The sequence below is a fragment of the Psychrobacillus sp. AK 1817 genome (genome assembly GCF_008807035.1).
Taxonomy (GTDB): Bacteria; Bacillota; Bacilli; order Bacillales_A; family Planococcaceae; genus Psychrobacillus; species Psychrobacillus faecigallinarum.
Genome location: NZ_CP031739.1, coordinates 187,334 through 209,651, shown reverse-complemented (window position 1 = coordinate 209,651; position 22,318 = coordinate 187,334). Strand labels below are relative to the sequence as shown.

27 protein-coding genes and 1 pseudogene are annotated in these 22,318 nt (G+C 35.0%); 5 read left to right on the top strand and 23 right to left on the bottom strand.

All coding sequences use genetic code 11. The features are described 5' to 3' along the window. Window positions 1–65 precede the first annotated feature (65 nt). From D0S48_RS01060 to comGA, 8 genes are read right to left on the bottom strand one after another with little or no spacing between them, the layout of a single operon-like run. The gene (locus D0S48_RS01060; RefSeq protein ID WP_144535979.1) at window positions 66–578 is read right to left on the bottom strand and encodes a shikimate kinase; all 513 of its coding nucleotides are present in this window, start codon (window positions 576–578) and stop codon (window positions 66–68) included. Window positions 579–592: 14 nt separating this feature from the next. Then, the gene (locus D0S48_RS01055; protein ID WP_144535977.1) at window positions 593–799 is read right to left on the bottom strand and encodes a hypothetical protein; all 207 of its coding nucleotides are present in this window, start codon (window positions 797–799) and stop codon (window positions 593–595) included. Further along, entirely contained in the window at window positions 780–1,232 is a 453-nt protein-coding gene (gene comGF / locus D0S48_RS01050) for a competence type IV pilus minor pilin ComGF (RefSeq protein ID WP_151109477.1), read from the bottom strand. The genes D0S48_RS01055 and comGF overlap by 20 nt, the downstream gene beginning before the upstream one ends. After that, window positions 1,205–1,516 (bottom strand): hypothetical protein, encoded by a 312-nt coding sequence (locus D0S48_RS01045; protein WP_151109475.1) that lies wholly within the window; start codon window positions 1,514–1,516, stop codon window positions 1,205–1,207. Before D0S48_RS01045 ends, comGF begins: the two co-directional genes overlap by 28 nt. Continuing rightward, complete coding sequence (comGD, locus tag D0S48_RS01040; protein ID WP_144535971.1) at window positions 1,506–1,946, bottom strand: competence type IV pilus minor pilin ComGD; 441 nt, start codon at window positions 1,944–1,946, stop codon at window positions 1,506–1,508. The genes D0S48_RS01045 and comGD overlap by 11 nt, the downstream gene beginning before the upstream one ends. Beyond that, window positions 1,933–2,262 (bottom strand): competence type IV pilus major pilin ComGC, encoded by a 330-nt coding sequence (comGC, locus tag D0S48_RS01035; protein WP_151109473.1) that lies wholly within the window; start codon window positions 2,260–2,262, stop codon window positions 1,933–1,935. Before comGC ends, comGD begins: the two co-directional genes overlap by 14 nt. Before the next feature lie 12 nt (window positions 2,263–2,274). Next, window positions 2,275–3,336, bottom strand: a complete 1,062-nt coding sequence (gene comGB, locus D0S48_RS01030) for a competence type IV pilus assembly protein ComGB (protein WP_151109471.1) — start codon at window positions 3,334–3,336, stop codon at window positions 2,275–2,277. Beyond that, window positions 3,317–4,333 (bottom strand): competence type IV pilus ATPase ComGA, encoded by a 1,017-nt coding sequence (gene comGA, locus D0S48_RS01025; RefSeq protein ID WP_151109469.1) that lies wholly within the window; start codon window positions 4,331–4,333, stop codon window positions 3,317–3,319. Before comGA ends, comGB begins: the two co-directional genes overlap by 20 nt. A 387-nt stretch (window positions 4,334–4,720) precedes the next feature. Between comGA and D0S48_RS01020 the strand changes: the two genes are divergently transcribed. Next, complete coding sequence (locus tag D0S48_RS01020) at window positions 4,721–5,401, top strand: helix-turn-helix transcriptional regulator (protein WP_191963847.1); 681 nt, start codon at window positions 4,721–4,723, stop codon at window positions 5,399–5,401. A gap of 141 nt (window positions 5,402–5,542) precedes the next feature. Then, window positions 5,543–5,782, top strand: coding sequence for a DUF2626 family protein (locus D0S48_RS01015; RefSeq protein ID WP_144535961.1), 240 nt, complete (start codon window positions 5,543–5,545; stop codon window positions 5,780–5,782). A gap of 92 nt (window positions 5,783–5,874) precedes the next feature. On the opposite strand, the gene D0S48_RS01010 is transcribed toward D0S48_RS01015, so the two are convergent. Then, window positions 5,875–6,513, bottom strand: coding sequence for an MBL fold metallo-hydrolase (locus tag D0S48_RS01010; RefSeq protein WP_151109465.1), 639 nt, complete (start codon window positions 6,511–6,513; stop codon window positions 5,875–5,877). A 152-nt stretch (window positions 6,514–6,665) separates the two neighbouring features. Between D0S48_RS01010 and D0S48_RS01005 the strand changes: the two genes are divergently transcribed. After that, complete coding sequence (locus D0S48_RS01005) at window positions 6,666–6,845, top strand: DUF2759 domain-containing protein (RefSeq protein ID WP_144535957.1); 180 nt, start codon at window positions 6,666–6,668, stop codon at window positions 6,843–6,845. 43 nt (window positions 6,846–6,888) lie between these two features. On the opposite strand, the gene D0S48_RS01000 is transcribed toward D0S48_RS01005, so the two are convergent. The 5 genes from D0S48_RS01000 to rpmG form a co-directional block, all read right to left on the bottom strand. Next, window positions 6,889–7,998, bottom strand: coding sequence for a YqgU-like beta propeller domain-containing protein (locus tag D0S48_RS01000; protein WP_151109463.1), 1,110 nt, complete (start codon window positions 7,996–7,998; stop codon window positions 6,889–6,891). 95 nt (window positions 7,999–8,093) lie between these two features. Then, window positions 8,094–9,995 carry an LTA synthase family protein gene (locus tag D0S48_RS00995; RefSeq protein ID WP_151109461.1) on the bottom strand — a complete coding sequence of 634 codons (1,902 nt, stop codon included), beginning with the start codon at window positions 9,993–9,995 and terminating at the stop codon, window positions 8,094–8,096. A 219-nt stretch (window positions 9,996–10,214) separates the two neighbouring features. Further along, window positions 10,215–10,415, bottom strand: coding sequence for a YqgQ family protein (locus D0S48_RS00990; RefSeq protein WP_151109459.1), 201 nt, complete (start codon window positions 10,413–10,415; stop codon window positions 10,215–10,217). After that, entirely contained in the window at window positions 10,412–11,002 is a 591-nt protein-coding gene (locus tag D0S48_RS00985) for a 5-formyltetrahydrofolate cyclo-ligase (RefSeq protein WP_151109457.1), read from the bottom strand. Before D0S48_RS00985 ends, D0S48_RS00990 begins: the two co-directional genes overlap by 4 nt. A 70-nt stretch (window positions 11,003–11,072) precedes the next feature. Beyond that, window positions 11,073–11,222: a 50S ribosomal protein L33 gene (rpmG, locus tag D0S48_RS00980; protein WP_053588882.1), complete on the bottom strand. Its 150-nt coding sequence runs from the start codon at window positions 11,220–11,222 to the stop codon at window positions 11,073–11,075. A gap of 174 nt (window positions 11,223–11,396) precedes the next feature. Here rpmG and D0S48_RS00975 point away from each other — a divergent pair, with 174 nt between their 5' ends. Together D0S48_RS00975 and D0S48_RS00970 are read left to right on the top strand one after the other, a co-directional pair. After that, window positions 11,397–11,747 carry a hypothetical protein gene (locus D0S48_RS00975; RefSeq protein WP_144535947.1) on the top strand — a complete coding sequence of 117 codons (351 nt, stop codon included), beginning with the start codon at window positions 11,397–11,399 and terminating at the stop codon, window positions 11,745–11,747. Continuing rightward, window positions 11,747–12,208, top strand: coding sequence for an endolytic transglycosylase MltG (locus D0S48_RS00970; protein ID WP_151109455.1), 462 nt, complete (start codon window positions 11,747–11,749; stop codon window positions 12,206–12,208). The genes D0S48_RS00975 and D0S48_RS00970 overlap by 1 nt, the downstream gene beginning before the upstream one ends. Before the next feature lie 56 nt (window positions 12,209–12,264). On the opposite strand, the gene phoU is transcribed toward D0S48_RS00970, so the two are convergent. The 9 genes and pseudogenes from phoU to D0S48_RS00925 all read right to left on the bottom strand — a co-directional run bounded on the left by phoU (window position 12,265) and on the right by D0S48_RS00925 (window position 22,316). After that, complete coding sequence (gene phoU, locus D0S48_RS00965; RefSeq protein WP_151109453.1) at window positions 12,265–12,924, bottom strand: phosphate signaling complex protein PhoU; 660 nt, start codon at window positions 12,922–12,924, stop codon at window positions 12,265–12,267. 20 nt (window positions 12,925–12,944) lie between these two features. Further along, window positions 12,945–13,745, bottom strand: a complete 801-nt coding sequence (pstB, locus tag D0S48_RS00960) for a phosphate ABC transporter ATP-binding protein PstB (RefSeq protein WP_151109451.1) — start codon at window positions 13,743–13,745, stop codon at window positions 12,945–12,947. 12 nt (window positions 13,746–13,757) lie between these two features. Beyond that, window positions 13,758–14,636 (bottom strand): phosphate ABC transporter permease PstA, encoded by an 879-nt coding sequence (pstA, locus tag D0S48_RS00955; RefSeq protein ID WP_151109449.1) that lies wholly within the window; start codon window positions 14,634–14,636, stop codon window positions 13,758–13,760. Further along, window positions 14,637–15,569, bottom strand: coding sequence for a phosphate ABC transporter permease subunit PstC (gene pstC / locus D0S48_RS00950; RefSeq protein WP_151113636.1), 933 nt, complete (start codon window positions 15,567–15,569; stop codon window positions 14,637–14,639). It abuts the gene before it with no gap. A gap of 92 nt (window positions 15,570–15,661) precedes the next feature. Then, on the bottom strand, window positions 15,662–16,636 hold the full coding sequence (locus tag D0S48_RS00945; protein WP_151109447.1) for a PstS family phosphate ABC transporter substrate-binding protein: 975 nt from the start codon (window positions 16,634–16,636) through the stop codon (window positions 15,662–15,664). Window positions 16,637–17,121: 485 nt separating this feature from the next. Further along, window positions 17,122–19,359, bottom strand: coding sequence for a peptidoglycan D,D-transpeptidase FtsI family protein (locus D0S48_RS00940; RefSeq protein WP_151109445.1), 2,238 nt, complete (start codon window positions 19,357–19,359; stop codon window positions 17,122–17,124). A 123-nt stretch (window positions 19,360–19,482) separates the two neighbouring features. Then, window positions 19,483–20,091 (bottom strand): superoxide dismutase, encoded by a 609-nt coding sequence (locus D0S48_RS00935; RefSeq protein ID WP_151109443.1) that lies wholly within the window; start codon window positions 20,089–20,091, stop codon window positions 19,483–19,485. Between the two features lie 115 nt (window positions 20,092–20,206). Then, window positions 20,207–20,686, bottom strand: a complete 480-nt coding sequence (locus tag D0S48_RS00930) for a DUF456 domain-containing protein (protein ID WP_151113634.1) — start codon at window positions 20,684–20,686, stop codon at window positions 20,207–20,209. After that, window positions 20,686–22,316: pseudogene (locus D0S48_RS00925) on the bottom strand (Na/Pi cotransporter family protein). The gene D0S48_RS00930 and the pseudogene D0S48_RS00925 overlap by 1 nt, the downstream one beginning before the upstream one ends. Between the last annotated feature and the right edge of the window lie 2 nt (window positions 22,317–22,318).

Sequence of the window (22,318 nt, the reverse complement as noted above, 5' to 3'; positions counted from 1 at the left end):
AAGAGAGCGCAATCATTTTTGATAAACTTATTAAAAACCGAACAAAAATATATAAAATCACTAAATCATTCGCCTTTAAGTCGATTTACTTGAAATCCTGCATATTCTGTTATTTGACGAAGATGCCTGTTTTCCGTACGAATCGTTATGTGGGCAGCCTTTTTGTAACTTCTCCTACGGGTGTTGAAAAGTAGCTGTAATTCTTCCTTCGTGCTTCTTTGAACGATTGGTCTATTTTTATCGTTCTTTATGCGTATCCAAATGTCTTCAAAGGTAGCATCAAGAAACAACACCAATCCATTGTTTCGCATAATTTTAATATTTCTATCGAGTGTCGCTACACCTCCACCCGTGGAAATAATACAAGATTCTTTTCGAAAATTTAGTAAAAATTCGGTCTCTAAATTTCGAAAATAGGCCTCTCCATGCTGTTCAAATATTTCAGGAATCGACATTTTCTGTCTTTTGACAATTTCTTTGTCCATGTCATAATAGGGCATCTTCAAGAGATAGCTCAGTCTTCTCCCGACAGCACTTTTACCACTGCCCATAAAACCCACTAAATAAATCTTGTACATTTTTTATCAACTCACTACATACCAGGATTATTTTCACGCTCAATAAAATTACTTATTTTATTGATAGTATCACTAATATGACGGATTTCCAACGAATCATATGTTCGATATTTGGATTGGTATGCTGCAGTTATCGTTAAAACCGAAAAACAAACTATAGATAGCAGGATAGTGGAAGCTAATAATAATGCACCTTTTTGGTCAAGTAGAATACGTAACATAGAAAGTATGCTCCTTTTGTTGTCCATTAAAAAAAGTAACGAAAAATGTAATCTTTTGTCCTTCAGCACTCACATTTAATGTTTGGACATTTAATAGAAGTGGCTCATGACCAAGTTTTTTTATTTGTTTTCTTACGACATTAGATGAGTATTCCACATCATACTCTATACCCTGCTTATAAAAACGAATTCCAGGTTGCTCACTTTGAACTATAAAATTCTCTACATCATTCAAATAAGCTTCCACATATTGTATAAATAATGCCCATTCAATTTCGGATGGATCAGCTACCTTCTTTTCTGTTGTATATAACGACCACATAATAAGCACAAATATTTGAGCAAAAATGATAAACACACTAAGCTGTAAAATTCCGTCAATAAAAGTATAACCTTTTTCGTTACTTAGTTTGTTTGTGAGGTATCTACGCAATTTACTTTCTCCCCCCGAACCCCCTTGTACTCAATACAAATTTGCTGGAAATCTACACGAAATTGATATTCAATATTTTCAATGGTGAGTGATCCACCTGTTATATTTTCAGTTATGAACATTTTGGCAGCTTCATTCATGACCACAGCCGAATGGTATTTCCTCTTTTTATCCTCTAGCTGCACACTCATCTTCGTAAGAAGAGGTATTAACATAGTAGCCACCATAAATGTTATAAACAGTGTCAATAATGTTTCTGCCCAAGAAAATCCTTTACAATTCATAGCTTACCCTGCCGGAACCAATATGAACTGTCACTATTTTAGTTCCCTTCTTAGTAAGGAATGAAAATTTCCCAAATTGATTGACAGCACCATTAGTTTGAAAGCGTAGTCCCTTTAAATAACTATCTATAGACAAACTCATATGAGATGGTAGGCTACATTCCAGTAGTATAGTTCCCGATTGTTTTACGGAGTAACTAGTTCTATTCTCGTCAAATGCTAATGTAATCAATTGTTGATTACCTATGGCAATGGATTGAGCTTGTTGTAAATCTAAATGAAACTGATGTAAAAATCTTTTCTCTTCCAATTCCTCTATTTTATCGTTTGCTCCATAAATAACTGCTGACGTAATTACCATAACGATCAATAGCATCAAGATAGCCTCTATTAAGGTATAACCATCTTGGTTTAACTTAACCGCCACCATTGTCTGAATCCTTTATTGATACTTTCCCATCTACTATAATAACTTCTTCCCCTCCCGGACAATTTTTGTTGTTCTCACCTAGATACTCTGCCACACTTAAATCATTCAACGTAGGGGTCACATTTTTATCTATTTTATATGCTTGTACTTGGCCTTCTACCATTTTCACAAATGCCTCACATCCTTTTTTATCTATGTTGGCAGAATGTTTGGTAACGTTAGGAATAGAGATTAATATTAAAACAGATATGATTAGCAATACAATCATCATTTCTATTAGTGTAAAGCCCCGCTCATTTTTTAAGATTATCCACATAAACTTGCTCCTTTAAATTATATTTATCATTTCATAAACTGGTAGTAATATAGCTAGATAAGCACCTATTATAAAGACTGCTAATATTAGGAACATTACTGGTTGGATGATACTAAGGTATCTAGATAGCCTTGCCTCCATTTGTTTATTCATAAAATCACTGTATAAAGTCAATTCCTTACCTAAGTATCCGTTGTTCTCCCCATGTACGATAAATTGATGAAAGTCTACTGTGAAACTATCTACTAATACAGCCCCCTCAGAGAAGGAAGAACCGTAGATCACCTTTTCCTTCATCTCACATACTATATGTTGAAGTAATTTGTTTTCCTTCTGATTAATTAATGCTCCAAAGGATTCTTGAAGAGATAAACCACTTTCTAGAAGTACACCCATTTCTCTCGAAAATACTCTAGTTAACAGTAAACGATACCAGTTATTGATAATCGGTATTTTTTTAAGAAGTGCTATTTTAAATTCAACACTTTTGTTTCTAAATATGAACCATAGAAATACTATAAAAACTATCATGAAAATTAAAAATATAAGGAATATGTTAGGAAGGTTTAATAACGTATTGGTAAGCGCAAGTGAGCTTTGAGGTTGGGGTTGATTTTTGGAAAGTAAAGATTCCATATTAGGGAGAAAATATATTCGAAAAACAGTAAACAATAAAAAAATGACAACAAACAAAAAGAGAGGATACATTAATAGGGTCTTTAACCGCTTTCTTGCTTGCTCCATAAATTTAGCATTGATGCTTAAAATTTCAGTAGTCTCTGCAAGATGGCCATGCTGAGATGATAAATGAAGAGGGAGCAATAACCGATTAGGAAATCCAAGCATCCTAAATACCTCTACTATACTCTGCCCTCTTTTTTGAATGTCCATCACCTTCATTTGAACCACATTTACATTTTTAACATGAAACGGCAAAAGCATCGTAACAGCTTCATGAAAAATATAACCCTCCTTCAGTAATTCGCTCAATCTATTAAGGAAGGTGGCTTGCTGTGATACCGGTACAATTTCATCTTTTTTATGAAAATAAGCTTTAAGTGTTTTTAATAACACCTTCCCTAATCCCCCTTTCAATTTGATAAGAAAGAGTTAGCGGAAAAGGTATTTTAAAGCTACTGCCATAACTCAAGGAAGTTAGAGCTTCTTCCAATATATCACCAGATATAATTTCGAATATAGCTGATAATTCAGGCGTATTAGTTTTAATTACTGTAACTAAACTTTGAGTAACAATTCCAGTTACTGTTTGTTTCAGCTCATCTAAGCTAATACCTAAATCCATTAATCTGTATAAGGCACCTATTCCGTCCCTTGCATGAATTGTGGACACTACTAAATGTCCCGTTAAAGATGCTTGAATTGCAGCCTTAGCAGTATCTTTATCTCTTATTTCTCCTATCATAATTACATCTGGTGAATGCCTTAAAATAGCCTTTAGACCTTTGGCATATGTCACACCAGATCGCTCATTCACCTGAATTTGTAGTAAATAAGATTGACTGTTTTCTACTGGATCTTCTAGAGAGATAACATGCCGATTCATATTTTCTGCGCAATACTTAGTTAACGAGTACATCGTCGTGGATTTTCCTGAGCCAGTTGGTCCAACAAAAAGGATCATACCTTGACGCTTGTTTGCTAATTCTACGATTTGTTCAGAGGCACCCCTGAACAAGGATAGCGAATGAATAATTTTGGCATTATCATGTTGCTGTAGGCGAATGACAAGGCTTTCCTTTCCGTATACGGATGGTAAAGTGGAAACGCGAAATGAAAACTTTTGGGAGTTAAATATGTGTTGAAAGGAACCGCTTTGTGGTTTGCGTTTTTCGCTAATATCAAGAGAGGATAAAAATTTGAAGTATGAGATGATCTTTTCACCAAGATTTAATGGGAGCTGACCTGCCTCAAACATTTGGGAATTTTTTTTAAAAGAATACGTGTAGATTTCTTCATTAGGAATCATATGAAAATCTGAAGCACCAAATTGATGAGCTTTTTTTAATAGCTGAAAGCATTTTTGTTCCACTATATTTTCTTCCTGTTGCATTATCTATCCTTTCCCCAGTTACAAGCTTGGCCGCAAAAGCTTGTACAACATAGTATACTTCCTTTCTCAAAATAAATAAAGTGATTTTTTAAAATATTTGTAATTGATAAATTAAATAATATTGGCATTTAAATACACAAACGTTTTGCACTTTCTTGATTGGAACTACTAGTAGTGCGTTAGCAACCGATGAGGATTATCACTTACCTCACAGAAAGCTTCTGTCTAAAGCGAAAATAAATTATACTTCATGATATAATCTTTATTCTATCTTCGTCTTTATCATATTTTGTAAAATAAATAGGAATTATTGACTTGTTTACTTTATATTAGTTTATCATTATTAATTTCTCCCTTATAATATAGTTAATGGAAGGTGGGATTTACTTGTCCGACACATTAAAATTAACTGGTACCCTTGCTGATGAGACCAGGTACTCAATCTATCAATATATTACAAAAGAAAATAAAGAAGTGAACGTTCAGCAAATTGCACAACAGTTCGGGATTCACCCCAATGTTGCTAGACTACATCTTACGAAACTAAACGAAGCGAAGCTGCTGACATCTAAATTTGTTAAAAATGAAAAAGGCGGTCGTCCTGCACGAGTTTATGTGCTTGCAGAGGATCCTATCCACTTAAGCTTTCCCAAACAGGAGAATCATTTATTACTTGAATGGTTATTGGAATTAGTTGATGCTATGGGTGATGCAGCTATTGATAAAGCAAAGGATATCGCTTATCAAAACGGTCACAAAGCGATAAATTATAAACAAGTGGATACACTAACTTTTGAAGATAAACTAGAAATTATGAAAGAAACAGCCCATTCGATTGGTTATATCCCGAACGTAACTGAAAAAGAGAATAAAAAAATTATTACCTTTTCCATCTTTAATTGTCCTTATAAGGATTATTTGAATAAATATCCACATTTTATATGTATATTACATGAATCTTTCCTAAAGGGACAATTTGATACTCTTTTCCCTGAAAACACCTTTGTTCAATTAGAAAGCAAACAGAATCACTGTATTAATTGCGTATATCATGTGGAAGTCCTATAATGAGGTGAAGATGTATCTTATTTGTGACAAACTTATGTTATTCCAATGTAGATGTTTAATAATCAGTTTACATGTAAGAACACTTTCATTTATAATGAATAGGAGAATTATTTGTATTCTTTGCAAAAGGAGGGACTACAATTGGGCAATATGTATAAAGTAATGGCTTTCTGGACAGGGATTTTTGCAGTTATGTTTTATTTAGGTGATATGTCAGAAGCTTCTTTACTATTTTTAGCAAATACGGGGTTATTCCTTCTTTTAGGGTTCTTAAACCTATCTGAGCGTATGTATATGTACATCTTCGGGGCTTACTTAATGTTCTTCTTCGCCGGCTTTACATACTACACTACATTCATACATGTACCAGGTGGACATTAATTAAGTCCAAAAGCAGCTTCCATATTGGAGGCTGCTTTTTAAATTCGCTTTTTATTTGGGGTTAAACAACCCTTGTTCAAATTTACTTTTGATTAAAATCCATTCAAGAACGGGTTGGAGTTCATTTCATCCTGGATAGTTGACGCAGGTCCGTGCCCAGGATAGATTACAGTTGCTTCTGGGAGCGTTAATAGCTTTGTGTGTATGGAGTGTAACAATTGCTTCTCGTTGCCTCCTGGGAGATCTGTGCGACCGACGCTATTTTGAAATAACGTATCTCCTACAATAGCAAATTCGTCTGTCTCAAAGTAAAAAGTTAAACTACCCGGTGAATGTCCTGGGGTGTGAGAAATGAAAAATTCAAAATCGCCTATACTTGTTTTCTCCTCTTTACTTAAATAGAAATCTGCCTCCTTGGCAGAAATATTCGGAATTTCGGCGTATTTAGCAGATCCATTCTTTCCTGGATCTGTTAACCAAGATTTTTCTGAAGGATGTATATAAACTGGTATACTGAATACTTCTCTAACATCATCTACAGCTCCAATATGGTCAAAATGTGCATGGGTTAAAAGAATAGCAATCGGCTTTAAATTTAGTCTTTTTAACTCCTTTACTAGCTGCTCTCCATTTCCACCAGGATCAAAAATTAAGCACTCTTTTTTTGCATTAGAAATGATATAGCAATTCGTTTGGATAAAACCCAATGGATATGTACGTATATTTAACATAAATTCACCTCCCTTCTATATTAAACGAAAGTGCATCCATTGTTCAATCTTTCGCCACTTTTATTACTCGACAAAAGAAGAGATAACAATTACAATAGAAGAGGAATATGCAATCGCGACATTCATTTAATATGTCGGAAGGAGTGTCTTTCATGAACTTATTAATGGTTATTTTTGGTCTTGTTGCAGTGCTAGGTATTATAGGCACTTTCCAAGCTCTCAAAGAGAAAAATTTACTGAGTGTTTTATTTAACTTTGGTACATTTGCAGTTTTTGGTTTCTTTACTGTTATGACAATAATAAACCAAGGATTTCCACCAAGCTTACACTAAAACGCAAAGAAAAAGCTGCTATACAACTGTATAGCAGCTTTTTCTATTCGATTATATTTAACCATTTTGCTTCTTTTAGAGGTTTCAATGAAATCCATTGCTCTTTCTCATGTCCGCCTAAACAAATCTTACCACTCGGTGAACAGTCTATTGGACGCTCGTTAATATCGCCAAATAACTCTTCCCCTTTTACTGTGTAGCCTGCTATAATACTTTTTTCGTTCGTTTCGTCCATATTCCCTGCCTTCCTTGATTGAAAAGCAATGAAACTGTTTGGGGAAGTTATCGATATTGTAGGAATTACCCATTCTGAATAATTACTTACTGCAGGGGAGACCCATTCAAACATTTCCCCACTATTTTTGTCTTCTAAGTGATACTTAAATTCCATCTTTTCTTCATCTACTTGGATATATAACATCGATTTACCAAAGTTCTGAACATCTATTATATGTTCCCATTTTGTATCTTGAATCTCATGATCAACTGTTGAATAAAGTTTCAATGAACTACCATCTAAGCTCGATCCACTCCAGTCGAAGACCATTAAATTTTCCTCATCAAACCATTTAACAAAAGGATTTTCAACATCTATAGCTTTCAATTCTTGTGTAGACCCTTCATAAACAAAAGCATTATAAGTCCAGTCCTCATAAAAGGTAGAGAACACTATTAAATTTGAGTTGGTTGGATGCCAATCCATATAAAGCTCTGCTGATTTAAAGGAGAGACTTTGTTCTACAACTCCACTTTTATGTAATAATTGCACCTCTGCAGATGAAGAATTGTTAGAAGTATGTAATAGAATCATTTCCTTGTTCGGGTGAATTTTCCCTTGTATAATTGGGACGTTCGTTCTATAAATTTCTTTCCATTCCTCTTTAGATATCGAGTAAGACTTTAATATCCAATGACCTTTATCTACTAAAACAAATAAAATTTCATCATCAGACAACCAACCGATCACGCTGTGAAATTTTGAACGCTCCAAGTGGATTGATGGCATTTTTGTTTCATTGGACTTATTTTGTACTTCTTTAACTGGGGTTTGTTGCTGGGAGACGTCATCAGGGGTTTCTACCGATGGCTGCTCTTTTTCTTTACACGCTTGTAGTAGAATTACACAAAAAATCAAGAACACAATTTTTTTCAACAATCTCCCCCCTCACCTTACAAATTAGACGTTTCAAATAGACTTTTGTTTCATAAAAAAGCACAGACTTTTTTGTCTGTGCTTTTAAAAATAACCTATTTTGCCGACTCTTTGGTTTCATCAATCAAGAGGTTACCAGTTTTTAAATCATAAAATCGTAGTAAGTCTCCATTGATAATTTTATCGGAGTAACCTAGCTCCTGAGTAGCTCTGTCAATATACGTCTGACAGTTTTCCACATCTACCTCTATACCTGAACCATTCTCATAACAAGTGTTTCCAGCATATACGTAGTCCTCAGTAATAAATCCACCATTTCTGTTAATAACAAATTCCTCATGATCTTCAGAAAAAATGTCTGCACCTAGTTGCATATCTTTGTTCGTTTCAACACCTAACAAATGTAAGATTGTAGGTCGCAAATCAATTTGCCCTGAAATTTCACTAACTTCTTCTCCAGCTCCACTATTTGGGATATGGATAAACATAGGTACACTTTGTAATTTAGCAGATTCATATGGAGTAATCTCTTTACCTAAATACTGTGACATTGCAGCATTATGATTTTCAGAAATTCCATAATGATCACCATACATTACAATAATAGAATTATCATATAATCCTTTTTCTTTTAAATCATCAAAGAATATTTTTAAGGATTCGTCCATATAACGAACTGATTGGAAATATCTATTTAGTGTTCCAGAGTTCGAATCATATTCAGGTATTAACATATCTTCTTCATCTAATGTAAAAGGATGGTGATTTGTTAAAGTGATTAAACGTGAATAAAAAGGCTGTGGCATGTCTGTCATTAAGTCGACAGATTGCTCAAGGAAGGGAATATCCTTAAGACCCCAGTTTACTGAATTATCATCATTCACATCGTAACTCATGACATCATAGAACTTTTGAATGTTAAGTGACTGATACATCATATCACGGTTCCAAAAGCTTTTCTTGTTTGCATGCATAACATTTGTAAAGTAACCCTCGTCATTTAAACGTTCAGCCATTGAATGAAATGTATTTTCTCCGTGTGTAAAAAATACTGCTCCTCCGCCTAAACCATAAAGAGAGTTCTCTACTAAAAATTCTGAATCGGACGTTTTACCTAAACCAGTTTGATGATAGAAATTGGAGAAGTAAAAAGTATCCTTATCATTTGTTAGAGAATTTAAAAACGGTGTTACCTCATGTCCGTTCATATCGTTATTTAATACGAAGGATTGTAAAGATTCCATCGAAACAACAATAAGATTTCTATCCTCAGCTAAACCAAACGTTTTTTCATTTGGATCTGCTTGGTTTGAACGTATATAGTTATTAACTTCGACTAATTCACTTCCATCTGCAAGTGCACGCTGTGCGTGTGACTTAGACTGAATAAAGATGTCGTATAAGTGGTAGTTATATGAACCAAGATTTTTTACTAGCATTTCACGGTCAAAGCTTCTTGTTAGAAGCTGTGGTCTTTCAATTTCAGCAAGCCCTAAATTTAAAAATAGAATAGCAGCAGAAAGTACAAAATACGCTCTTCTAGTTGATGCTTTAATAACCTTACTTTTTTCACCTATTTTTAACCATTTAATTGCTATTAAAATAATCGCAACATCAGTGAAATAGAAGATATCAGTCAAGAAGATACTTGCTGCAGCTGAAGATCCCAAATCACCAAAGTTACTTGTTTGGAACAAGACTGGTATGGTGATGAAATCTGTAAAGAAACGATAAAAAACTGCGTTTGCATAAAGTACTATTGAAAGTATCACACTAACAACTACTATATGTCTATTTCGGGCCTTCGTGGATTTGTAAAATAACGAAATTCCATAAACGATAAGCAAAAAGCTTAAAGGGTTAATAAATAAAATAAATTGTTGCATTATATTCTCGATTTTCATATCAAAGCTCGTGTGGTACACAGTATACGTTTTTATCCACGTTGCCACAATTGCAATTACAAGAATAGAATGTGTTGGCCAGGTTTTCTTCATTGCCTACATCCTCCCCTATTCACTCTTTCTATGAGTAAAAGTAACAGTGTATATATTAATCCTTTCATCAAAATAAATCAATATTAATGAAATGGAATTTTAATATAAAATTTACAAAACCTATTTTTACTTACCCTATGTTAGACGGATTAAAACCTAATAAGTTTCATTTAATTTAGAAGATAGCTTTTTTATCACATATTCATATAGCATTTATAGTTATAAAGACTTACTTAATTTACCTTTTTCCTGTCTTAATAACAAAATGGCTAGTTGAAAATCTTGAGCTTCAATCATCTGCATAGAATACAGTTCTTTTATTTCTTCTTCCATTATTTCAAGATCCGCAATTCGGTCTTTTGTATATACAAATATCCCAAAGCGTTTTAACAGTTGCATAACATCATATACGGATTTCAAGTTAATTCACCCATCTCCCTATTTCCCTTACACATTATTGTTGTACGCTCGGTAATAATGCTATCTACTGGAAGATCAAAGTCTTCTGACACAATTTCATCAACTAATTGCATGTCAAAAGCCAAAGACATAGACTTTCCCTTATAATTGGATAAGAAACGGTCATAATATCCTCCGCCATATCCTATCCTATACCCTGATTTACTATACACAATTCCAGGTACTATTAGCAAGTCAATTGAACTTGGTTCAACTGCTGTGGTCAATTTAGGATTAGGTTCTTTTAAATTCATATAAACGGTCTCCAGTTGATTGTAGTCTTCTATACGATAAAAGGTCATCGAACGATCCTGCGGAGTACATTTTGGCACAACAACTGTTCTTCCCAACTCCCAAAGAGCATGTATAATCCCTTCAGTATTTACCTCTGGGAAAGCTGATATGGTTAATCCAATAGTATGAACGTTTAAGGATGAAATTTCCTTTATAAAATTTGTTTTAATTTGCTCGGAATATAATATGTATAAGTCGCTGTCTAATCTAGACAGTTTATCCTTCATGTTTTTTCTCATTAATTGTTTGGACATTTTAATACCTCCATTAGCATCTATTTGCCGAAGAAAAAAACCAAAACCTTTATGGTTTTGGTTTAGGTTATTATTTAGTTTCTCTATGAAGAGTCATTTTCTTTTCACGAGAGCAATATTTTTTAAGTTCAAGACGTTCTGGATTGTTACGCTTGTTTTTCTTAGAAATATAGTTGCGCTCTCCGCAATCTGTACAAGCTAATGTAATATTAACGCGCATGGTTGTCCCTCCCACTCTTTGCCAGGATTAAATATAAAACTTGAGCATGATTTATACGACTAACCAATTATAGCACACAATTGAAGAAAATCTACAATATTATAGAAGAATTTGTTTAAAGTTTTTTAGGATATGGTAGTATGAGTACAGGATATTTAAATTTGAGGTGAAATTATGGACTTTTCTATCATTATAATAATCATTGGAATAATTTTAATGGCACTTTCTTTCTTTATCAAAGATGGTTCAAAAAAAGTGGAAGCCGAGGTCGAGGATCTTTCTTTTACTCTCTATCAAGAAACGAGCGCTCTAAAACGTAGATTAAAGGTAATCGAAGAGGAATTACTAATTGATCCAATAAAGACTGCACCTAAAAAAAATGTTGCTACAAAACCAGTAGTTCATGCAATAATTAAAAATCAGGTGTTAGAACTACATAAACAGGGATATTCTTTAAAGGACATTAGTAGCCGCTCCTCTTTGACAGTTGAAGAAGTTAAATCTGTGATTGGTGGTACACGCTAATGAAAAAAACAGCCATACGCTTTTTAGGCATCGGATTATTCCTAGCAGGCACAATTATACAATTAGAGCACAGATTATCTAATGAAGATATTTCTTCAACAGGCGACGCACAAGCATATAAACAATCACAACAAGAGCTGTCTGAGGTAAAAAAACAACTTGCCCAGCTGCAGCTCAATTTAAACAATGCTCAAAAGGAACAACCTAAACAGAATGAAACAGAGGTAAGCAAACAAGAAGTTTCCTCCCCTACTGTTAACGCTTTTAGCTTAGCTATAGAGTCTGGTATGACCTCTTCTGATATTAGTTTAGTATTAGAAGAAGCAGGAGTTATTCAAAATAAAATGGATTTTGAAAATTATATTGTTGACCAAGGATTGTCTTCACGAATTCAAATAGGAACGTATGAAGTGGACTCCAAAATGACCATCAAGCAAATAACTGAACTGATAACAAACTAAAAGGTAGACATCCTATAATGGGATGCCTACCTTTCTTCTTATTATAAAACGTCTGATTAGTTGTTTAACTCGTAATGTCTTCCTTTTAATAAATATAAAAGACGTTCTGCCATATTAGTAGCATGATCCGCGGATCTTTCTAAGTAACGACACACAAAGGAGAGCTGTGTCACTTGACTAAGATGAGCTGGTTCGTTTACTCCTACTGCTAATAAGGTTTTAATCGCGTGACCATACATTTCATCAACTTCATCATCTAGCTTAGCGATGGCTTTTGCCTCGTCCATATCTTCTTTGATAAAAGCTGTTAAGGTTTGTTCTAACATCGAGATAGTTTTTACTCGCATCTCATCTAACAGATGAATAGGAGCTATATGCTCATCTTTTCCTATGCGTATGGTTTCTTTTGCAATGTTAACTGCATAGTCCCCAATACGTTCCATATCGGCTGCAATCTTCACCAACACCATAAGTCTTCGTAAGTCTGTAGCTACTGGCTGTTGCTTTGCAATCAATAAAATTACTCGATCATTAATTTCTTCTTCCATACGGTTAATATGGATGTCATTATTTATAATGGTTAATGCACCTTCAATATCATTAGCCAGCAAATAATCCATCGCTTTGTCAATCGTTTGAATAGCCGTATTACTCATTTCTAACAAAAGCTGCTGGACATGTTTAAGCTCCGCATCAAACTTCTCTCTTCCTACCATAATCATTTGACCCCTTTCTTTTATCCGAAACGTCCTGAAATATAATCCTCTGTTCGTTTATCCTCCGGAGTTGAAAAGATAACATCCGTTTTGTCAAACTCAATTACTTCTCCATTTAAGAAAAATGCCGTTTTATCAGAAATTCTAGCTGCTTGTTGCATATTGTGTGTCACGATGATAATAGAATAATCCTTTTTTAACTCCTGGATTAGCTCCTCTACCTTTAATGTAGAGATAGGATCAAGCGCAGATGTAGGTTCATCCATTAGTATTACGTCAGGTTCAATCGCTAGACAACGAGCAATACAAATTCTTTGCTGCTGGCCACCTGACAAACTATAAGCATTCATATTTAATCGGTCCTTTACCTCATCCCATATAGCTGCTCCACGAAGACTCTTTTCTACAATTTCATCTAGTAATTTCTTGTTTTTAATGCCGTGGATTCTTGGACCATAGGCGATATTGTCATAGATGGACTTTGGAAAAGGATTAGGCTTTTGAAAAACCATACCTACCCTTGTTCTCAATTCCTCTACTCCATAGCCTGCGTCAAAGATGTTTCTATCTCTATATATAATATGTCCGGATGTTTTTACTGTTGGTACTAATTCTACCATTCTATTCAACGTTTTAATATACGTAGATTTACCACAGCCTGAAGGTCCAATAATAGCTGTTACTTCGTTTTCATGAATCTGAAGGTTTATATTTTTTAAAGCATGATGAGTACCATACCATAAATTTAGTCCTTGTGTATCGTATACAATTTTAGATATTGACTGATTCGTTGTATGTTTGGTCGTTTTAGTTTTAAGCATTTAAGAGTCCCCCTAATAACGTTTTTGGAATTTGTTCCTTATAAAGATTGCTATTGAGTTCATGATCAATAAAAACATCATTAATACTAAAATCCCTGCAGAAGCTACATATTGAAAATCTAACTGTGGTCTTTTAGCCCAATCATAAATCTGCATAGGAAGTGCAGTGAACTGACTCATTACTCCATCAGGAAGAAAGTGGATAATTACAGGAACTCCAATTACTACTAAAGGAGCTGTTTCTCCAACTGCACGAGACAATGCTAATATTGCTCCTGTTAGAATGCCAGGAATGGCTGAAGGAAGAACTATTTTTAAAATGGTTTGCCATTTGGTTGCTCCCATTCCATAGGAAGCTTCTCTTACCTCTGTTGGAACTGCACGAATTGCCTCCTGTGAAGCAACGATAATGACCGGTAATATTAGTAAACTCATTGTAAATCCTGCTGCCAAGATACTATTCCCTAATGCCAACGCACGGACGAAAATTGTTAAACCTAGTAGACCAAAAACTACAGAAGGAACTCCAGCTAAATTGGATATATTCATTTGAATAAAATCATTCCATTTGTTTTTCTTTGCGTATTCCTCAAGATAGATTGCTGTCCCTACTCCTAATATTAAGGAAACTGGAGCAACCACACACATTAACCAAATAGAACCAACTAAAGCCGCCTTTATACCAGCTTTTTCAGGAAAACGAGAGCCAAAATTATTGAAAAATTCAGGGGTTATATAACCAATGCCTTGTGAGATTATTCGATAAAATAATATACCTAATGCTAATAACGCAAACATAGTAGCTAAAAAAAAGATAAACTTAAAAATTCTATTTAATGTTAGTCTTCCTGTCATTCTCTTAATCACTGACTCATGATCCACGTATCTCATTTAATATTCCTCCCGAAACTTTTTCGAAATAACGTGAGCTAAGTAGTTCATGAAAAGTGTAAATAAGAACAATGTGAAGCCCACTGCGTAAATGGAATAATAGATGGTTGTTCCATAGCCAGCATCACCCGAGGAAACTTGAACAATATAGGCTGTCATTGTTTGAATAGATTCGGTTACATTCCAATCAAACTTTGGTGTAGACCCACCTGCTAAAGATACAATCATCGTTTCACCGATTGCTCTAGACAGTGCAAGCACGATAGAGGCTATAATTCCAGATAATGCTGCTGGCAATACAACCCGCAAGGAAACCTCCAATTTTGTAGAGCCCATCGCCAGGGCCCCTTCTCGGATTGACTTTGGAACAGAAGACATCGCATCCTCTGATAAGGACGCAATCATTGGCAGAATCATAATTCCAACGACAATTCCAGGGCTTAAAGCATTAAAGATTTTTAAATCTGGTATAAGCTGCTGTAAAAGTGGTGTTACAAATGTTAAAGCAAAAAAACCATAAACAATGGTTGGAATACCAGCTAACACTTCTAAGATGGGTTTGATAATTCTTCTTGTACGATCACTGGCATATTCACTTAAGAAAATAGCTGATCCAATACCAAAGGGCACAGCTACAATCCCTGCTATACATGCTACCTTTAAAGTTCCAGCTATTAAAGGGAGAATTCCGAATACTTGCTCTGTATTAGCAAATGGAAACCATTCTGTACCTAATAAAAAGTCGGTTATTGGTACTTTAGAAAAGAAAATACTAGTTTCTACAACTAAGGTTAGAATGATTCCAAACGTTGTAAGGACAGAGACCGATGCAATTAGCATAAGACCTATTGGTATAACCTTCTCTATTAACTTTTTCGATCTTTTCTTGTTAGATTTTGCAATTAGATCTTGAACTGATGTTCCATCCATCATCTTTTTTTGTACCACTGTATATCCCCTTTTACCAAACGAAAGAAAAGAGTAGCCGGAAGCTACTCATGTCTTTCTCCATGAAAATCTTCTGTTTATTTAAGAGCTTCTAAATCTGCCAAGCCTTTTTCATATTCTTCTTCAGGTAGGCTTACGTAACCTACTGCTTCTGCCATTTCTCCTGCTTTTTCAATCGTGTATTTCATGAAATCATAAAATGCTGGATTTTCCTTGATGGCACTATTTTTAGCATAAACAAATAATGGACGAGATAGCGGAGAATATTCACCAGATTCAATTGTTTCGTTTGTAGGTTCAATACCTTCCACTTTAACAACCTTTAAAGTATCTTGGTTGGCTAGGTAATAAGCATATCCAAAGAAAGCAATTGCATTTTTATCTCCCTGAACGCCTTGAACCAGCACATTGTCATCCTCTGAAAGCTGTGCAGATTTCACTAAATCTGCCTCATCTAATACTACTTCGTCAAAATAGTCATAAGTACCAGAGTCTGTGCCTGGTGAATAGAAAACAATTTTTTCATCTGGCCACTCCGGATTGATATCAGACCATTTTTTTTCTGTTCCATCTTCAATCCACATTTTCTTCAATTCTTCTATTGTTAAAGAGTCAACCCAATCATTGTCTTTGTTAACTACTAACGATAAACCGTCATATGCAATTTGGAACTCCGTGAAATCTACTCCTGCTTCATCTAATTTTTGCTTTTCCTCTTCTTTTATAGGGCGTGATGCATTGGAGAAGTCTGTATCTCCAGCTATGAATTTCTCAAAGCCTCCACCAGTACCTGATACCCCGACTGTTACTTGTACTTTTGATTGCTCTGTTGAATATTCTTCAACTACTGCTTCCAGTATAGGTGCTACTGTACTAGATCCATCTCCAGAAACTTTTCCTTCTAAGACAGCTTCTTCTTGAGAATCTTTCGATGCTGAGGATGCGGATTCCGTATCCGTTTCTGCCTCTTCTGTTGAATCTGTTCCACAAGCCCCTAGAGCAAGTGCTGATCCTACCATAGTTGTCATTAATAAGTACTTCCAGCTTTTCATCAGGTAAATCCCCCTAAAGTATGTTTTCTGTCTTACAAGTTTTACTTTAAGGCTTTGATATTGAGTCTGTATAAAGGTAGTGTAAATATTTTGTAAATTAGAATTAGATAATTTTTAGAGAGTTAAGTTTAAATTATAGTTTTTAATCAACTTCGTATTTCTACTTCTTATGAAAGAATCACTATAGATGTATCGAATGTTTTAAGCATCTTTACTCTGCTATTGAGAGACCAAGTGTTGAACCCGGTTTGTTATTTAAAGTGACCATTATTCAATATGTATTGGCATACTTACGAAGCAACAACAATAAAAGAGATTAAAACAAATATGGCGTGTAGCTTTTTTGAAGATTCATTTTGGATACAGAAGTACCGCCCATAAAATTCAAGAGGACTTGACTTAAATAACTTCAAAAATAGACAAAGTACCCCGAGATGCGAACTCTCGGGGTACTTTGTATGATTATCCATTTAAGATCAGTTTCATTATTCTTCATCTGTTTTATTTTTTTCATCACTTTCATCGATTTGATCATTTGTAAAGGCAGGTTTTATAGAAGGTGTAGATGTAGAATCATTAGTTTCTAAGTCGTTCTTTTTCTTCTGTATATCAAAGTAAGTATCTACAACTTCTCTTGCCATCGCACTCGTATAATTTGTTTTATAGGTGGATTCAGTGAATGCTTGAGGCACTACAATCGCATAAGCAATTTCAGGATTATCATATGGGGCGAAGCCAATATGAGTTAAGTTAACTGTTTGCACTGATTTCTCCATTGTACTATCTTTATAATACGATTGAGCAGTCCCTGTTTTACCTGCAGCAGTGAATGGAGCACTTCCAAAAGCTTTTTTACCTGTACCCTTGTCTCCAAAATAAACTCTTTGCATCCCTTTTCGAACTTGGTTAATCTCTTCCTGAGAATTATCTATCACATTTAAAACTGTAGGAGTTATTTCCTTCACTAACTTACCAAGAGTTACCCCATCCTCTGAAGGCTCTCTAATTTCCTTCACGATATGTGGCTGTATACGTGTACCGCCGTTAGCAATAGTTGCAGTATATTGAGCTAATTGCAGAGGAGTATAAGTATCATACTGTCCAATACTTAAATCTAGTAATTTACCAGATTCATTTTGACCGATAAAACCAGTGGATTCTCCTGGTAAATCTATCCCAGTTGGAACTCCCAATCCCATCTGCGCATATCCATTACGCATTTTCAAAAATGCATCCTCTCCAAAATAAATCGGTTGGTTTGGCTGATACGTCTTACCTGCCAATGCATACGCAATTTTAAACATGTACACGTTGGAGGATCGTTCCAATGCCGTTAAATCATTTAATCGGATTCTGCCGTTTCTATTAAATACAGAACTTTTAGGACTCGAACCCTTTATTCGAATAGGTTCATCGACTAAATACTCCCCAACTTCAATTGCATTTTCTCTATATGCAGTCAATACGGTAGCCGGCTTTACTGTGGAGCCAAGCTCATAGCCTGTTTTAAAAGCTCCATATGCATAATCATTAGCTACCCATTTGCCATTTTCTTTTTCTAATTTCTTCCCAACTAAAGATAGAACATCACCAGTGTAAGGATCTAATATGATTAAAAAAGCACTGGTTAAATAATCTGTTCCCCTATTGTTTTTCATTTGAAGCAACTGTTTCTCTACAATAGCTTCCATTTCTAGTTGAACTTGACTATCTGTAGTTAGAACAAGCTCATTCCCTGGCTTTCCTTCGTACACTGTTTCTACATCCATTACTCGACCTTTACCATCTGTAATATTTTTTACAACAGATTTTTGCCCTTGCAGTACTTCTTCATACTGTTGTTCTATATAGGAAGTACCTACACGATCATTACGTGTGTAGTCTCTAGATAGGAAATAATTCAGGCGCTCATTAGGAAGTCCTTTTTTCGGGGAAGAAACGCTTCCCAAAACAGCTAAAGTGGAGTTTTTTACTCGTCTCCAGTCAGTTGTCGTATTTACACCTGTCATATCCGCCTCACCTAGACGCTCAGAAACTCTTGCAAATTCTTCCGCTGTGACCTCGAGTATATCTCCTTCCTCTTTATTCATTTCGTCACCTTTAATAATTTGAGGGGATAATGCGTAGCCGGTAGCCATTTCTCTATAGATAGCAATAATTTCCTCTTCCTCAGGTGTAAAGGAATTAAGCTGTTCTTCCGTAAGCTTACTACGTTGAAGACGGTCGATTGCTCTATTCTTTTCAGCCTTCGTTAACTCTTCGTTATTTTCTATTTCCTGTCTTTCTTTATCTGTCACAAGTTTTTTAGCTTCTTCGTCATTCTTTTGCAACCAATAGTCTTGTCGATCGCTTTTAGTAATATTTTTCGTATCTTTTTCAATTAACTTGCTCAATTTTTTAGCGGTTTTTAACATATCCGCAGAAGTAGTTGTCTGCATCTTAGTATAAGTTATTACCTTTTGAGGCTTATTATCAACTAATATTCGTCCTTCACTATCATATAATCGTCCACGGGGAACGCTTGTATTAACAGCTACTTCCTCGGTCCGCTCTAGATCACGTGCATAGTTCTCCCCTTTTACAATTTGAAGGAAGCCCAGTCTTAATATTAAAATTGTAAAAAGTAAAAAAATAGAAAAGAAAAGAATGTTCATACGAAAAGTTAGATTTGCTCTTTGTTTCGCCTTCATACTCTGTGCACGTTTTTTAGTTGTTTTTCGCATGATTTCACCTACTTGTTGAATAATTTTATCTTATTTTATTGTAACATAAAAAGCACACACTTTTAGACGAAAAAGTGTGTGCTAAGTTTCATTTTATAAAATATATTCCTATTGCAGGAAAAATTATTTTGCAGCTGAATAGCGTTTTGAAACTTCATTCCAGTTTACAACATTCCAGAAAGAAGAAATGTAATCAGGACGACGGTTTTGATAATTTAAGTAGTATGCATGCTCCCATACATCTAAACCTAATAATGGAGTTTTACCTTCCATGATTGGAGAGTCTTGGTTAGCAGTTGAAGAAATTTCTAATTCTCCGTTTGCTACAGATAACCAAGCCCAGCCTGAACCGAAACGAGTTGTAGCTGCTTTCGCAAACTCTTCTTTGAAAGCGTCAAAGCTACCGAATTTAGCATCGATTGCTTGAGCTAGTTCGCCAGTTGGAGTTCCTCCGCCGTTTGGAGAAAGAAGTTGCCAGAATAGTGAGTGGTTAGCATGCCCACCACCATTGTTACGTACTGCAGTTTTGATGTCTTCTGGAAGAGCATCAATGTTAGCAATAAGTTCTTCAACAGATTTGTTTTCCAAATCAGCTTTTCCTGCAACTGCATTGTTTAAGTTAGTTACATAAGTATTGTGGTGTTTCGTATGATGAATATTCATCGTTTCTTTGTCGATATGTGGTTCAAGTGCATCGTAAGCGTAAGGTAATTGTGGTAATTCGTAAGCCATTATAGTTTCCTCCTAAGAAATAATATAGTAATTTTCTATCCATTTATTAGCGTATCAAAATATGAACAAACGTTCAAATAAAAAAGACTAAATTTTTCTCCTACTTTTGACTGAGTTAAATAAAGAAAACAAAAATTACAATCATAATTGTTAAAATTACTATTTTAGCAACAGAGGATGTTAGGAAACCGATTAAAGAACCTATTCCAGATTTGGTCGCTTGTTTAAATCCTTCTCTTGTCACTATTAGTTCTGCGATAACAGCTCCCAGGAAGGGTCCGATAATTATACCAGCAACTGGGATAACGAATGGTCCAAACAACAATCCAATTGTACTCCCCCAAACTCCCGCCTTCGTTCCTCCGAACTTTTTAACTCCAAATGCGTTCGCTGCCATATCTGCTCCAAACAAAAGAACGACAAATAATATTTGAATAGCCCAGAATAGCCAAGTCAATTCGTTGAAAGAGAAAAAAAATCCATACAAGATATAACCCAATAGCATAAAAACTACTGAAGGAATAATAGGATAAAAAGTACCAACAAAAGCTATTATAAAACTAGCTATAACTAAAATCCAACCAATAATCTCTATCATACACGTCTCCCTAATACGGCCTCGGCCACATTACATGCATGGTCTCCGATCCGCTCTAAATTACTTAAAATGTCTACGAACATTATACCAGCTTGACCCGAGCATTTCCCTTCATTTACACGTAAAATATGATTTTTTCTATATTGTCTTTCCATTTTATCTATAACATTTTCTTGTTCAGCTACTTCAGTCGCTAGTTTATCGTCGTTATTGTTCAAAGCCTCTATCGCTTTTTCGACTGTTTGTATAGTCAGTTCAAACATTTCCGATACATCTTCCAATGCATCTTCCGTTAAAATAATTCGATGAACCTCTTGATAATCGATTAGCTCCAAAATATTTTCGAAGTGGTCTCCGATTCTTTCTATATCCCTTACCGTATCCATAAGCATATTATGTCTTCCAGAATCTTGATCGGACAATGGCTGAGAAGAGATTTTCACTAAATAATCTGTAATTTTTTGATCTAAATTATTTAATGCATCCTCTATTTGATAAGCTAGATCAGAATTTCGTTTGTTTTTTGTTTTTAAATAAGCGTATGTATTCTCTAAACCTTGAACACTTAGAGCGCCCATCCGCAAGATTTCTTCTTTAGCCTGTCCAATTGCGATAGATGGTGACTGTTCGATAAAATTAACATCTAAATGTTTTGGTTTATATTCAATGGAAACATCGTCTCCCGGTATTAACTTAGTTACTAAATATGCCCAAGCTCCTATTAATGGGAACTGTATAATCGTATTTGCCACGTTAAATGAACCATGTGCAAAGGCTATTTGCATTTTACTCTCTAAATCAAGAACACCAGATATCCATTCAATATATATAGTAAACGGTATTAATAAAAGTATAAAAATTACTGAACCTACTACATTAAACAAAACATGGGTCGCTGCAGCTCTCTTTGCAGCAACAGAAGCACCTAAAGATGCGAGAATCGCTGTAATAGTAGTTCCTATATTATCCCCGAAAAGAACTGGTAAGGCACCTTGGAGAGATAGTAGATTTTCTGCATAAAGCCCTTGAAGAATAGCAACGGTGGCACTTGAACTTTGGACTATTAGAGTAAATATTGTTCCTGACAATAAACCAAGGAATGGATGGTCACTCATCGCCAGTGTAAAATCTGTAAACGCCTCTAACTCTCTTAAAGGTTGCATGCCCCCACTCATTAATTCAAGACCTAGAAATAATCCCCCAAATCCAAAAATGACTTCCCCAACATTTTGTACAACATGTTTCTTAAAAAAGAAGATTAAAAAAGCTCCTACAGCCATAATTGGAAGTGCATAGCCACCTACATCAAAACCAATGATGAATGCAGTAATGGTTGTTCCTATGTTAGCACCCATAATAACACCAATTGCTTGTCGCAGCTTCATAAACCCTGCACTTACTAGTCCAACAGTAATAACAGTTGTACCTGAACTAGATTGAATTAATACGGTTACAATAATACCAACTAAAACCCCCATAAAAGGATTGGTAGTATAGCGATCTAATATATCTCTTAACCGTTCTCCTGCTGCTTTTTGTAAACCGTCACCCATATACTTAATGGCGAACAAAAATATACCTAGTCCCCAAAAAATTCAAATAGCATTTGTTGCCAGTTCAATTCCACGA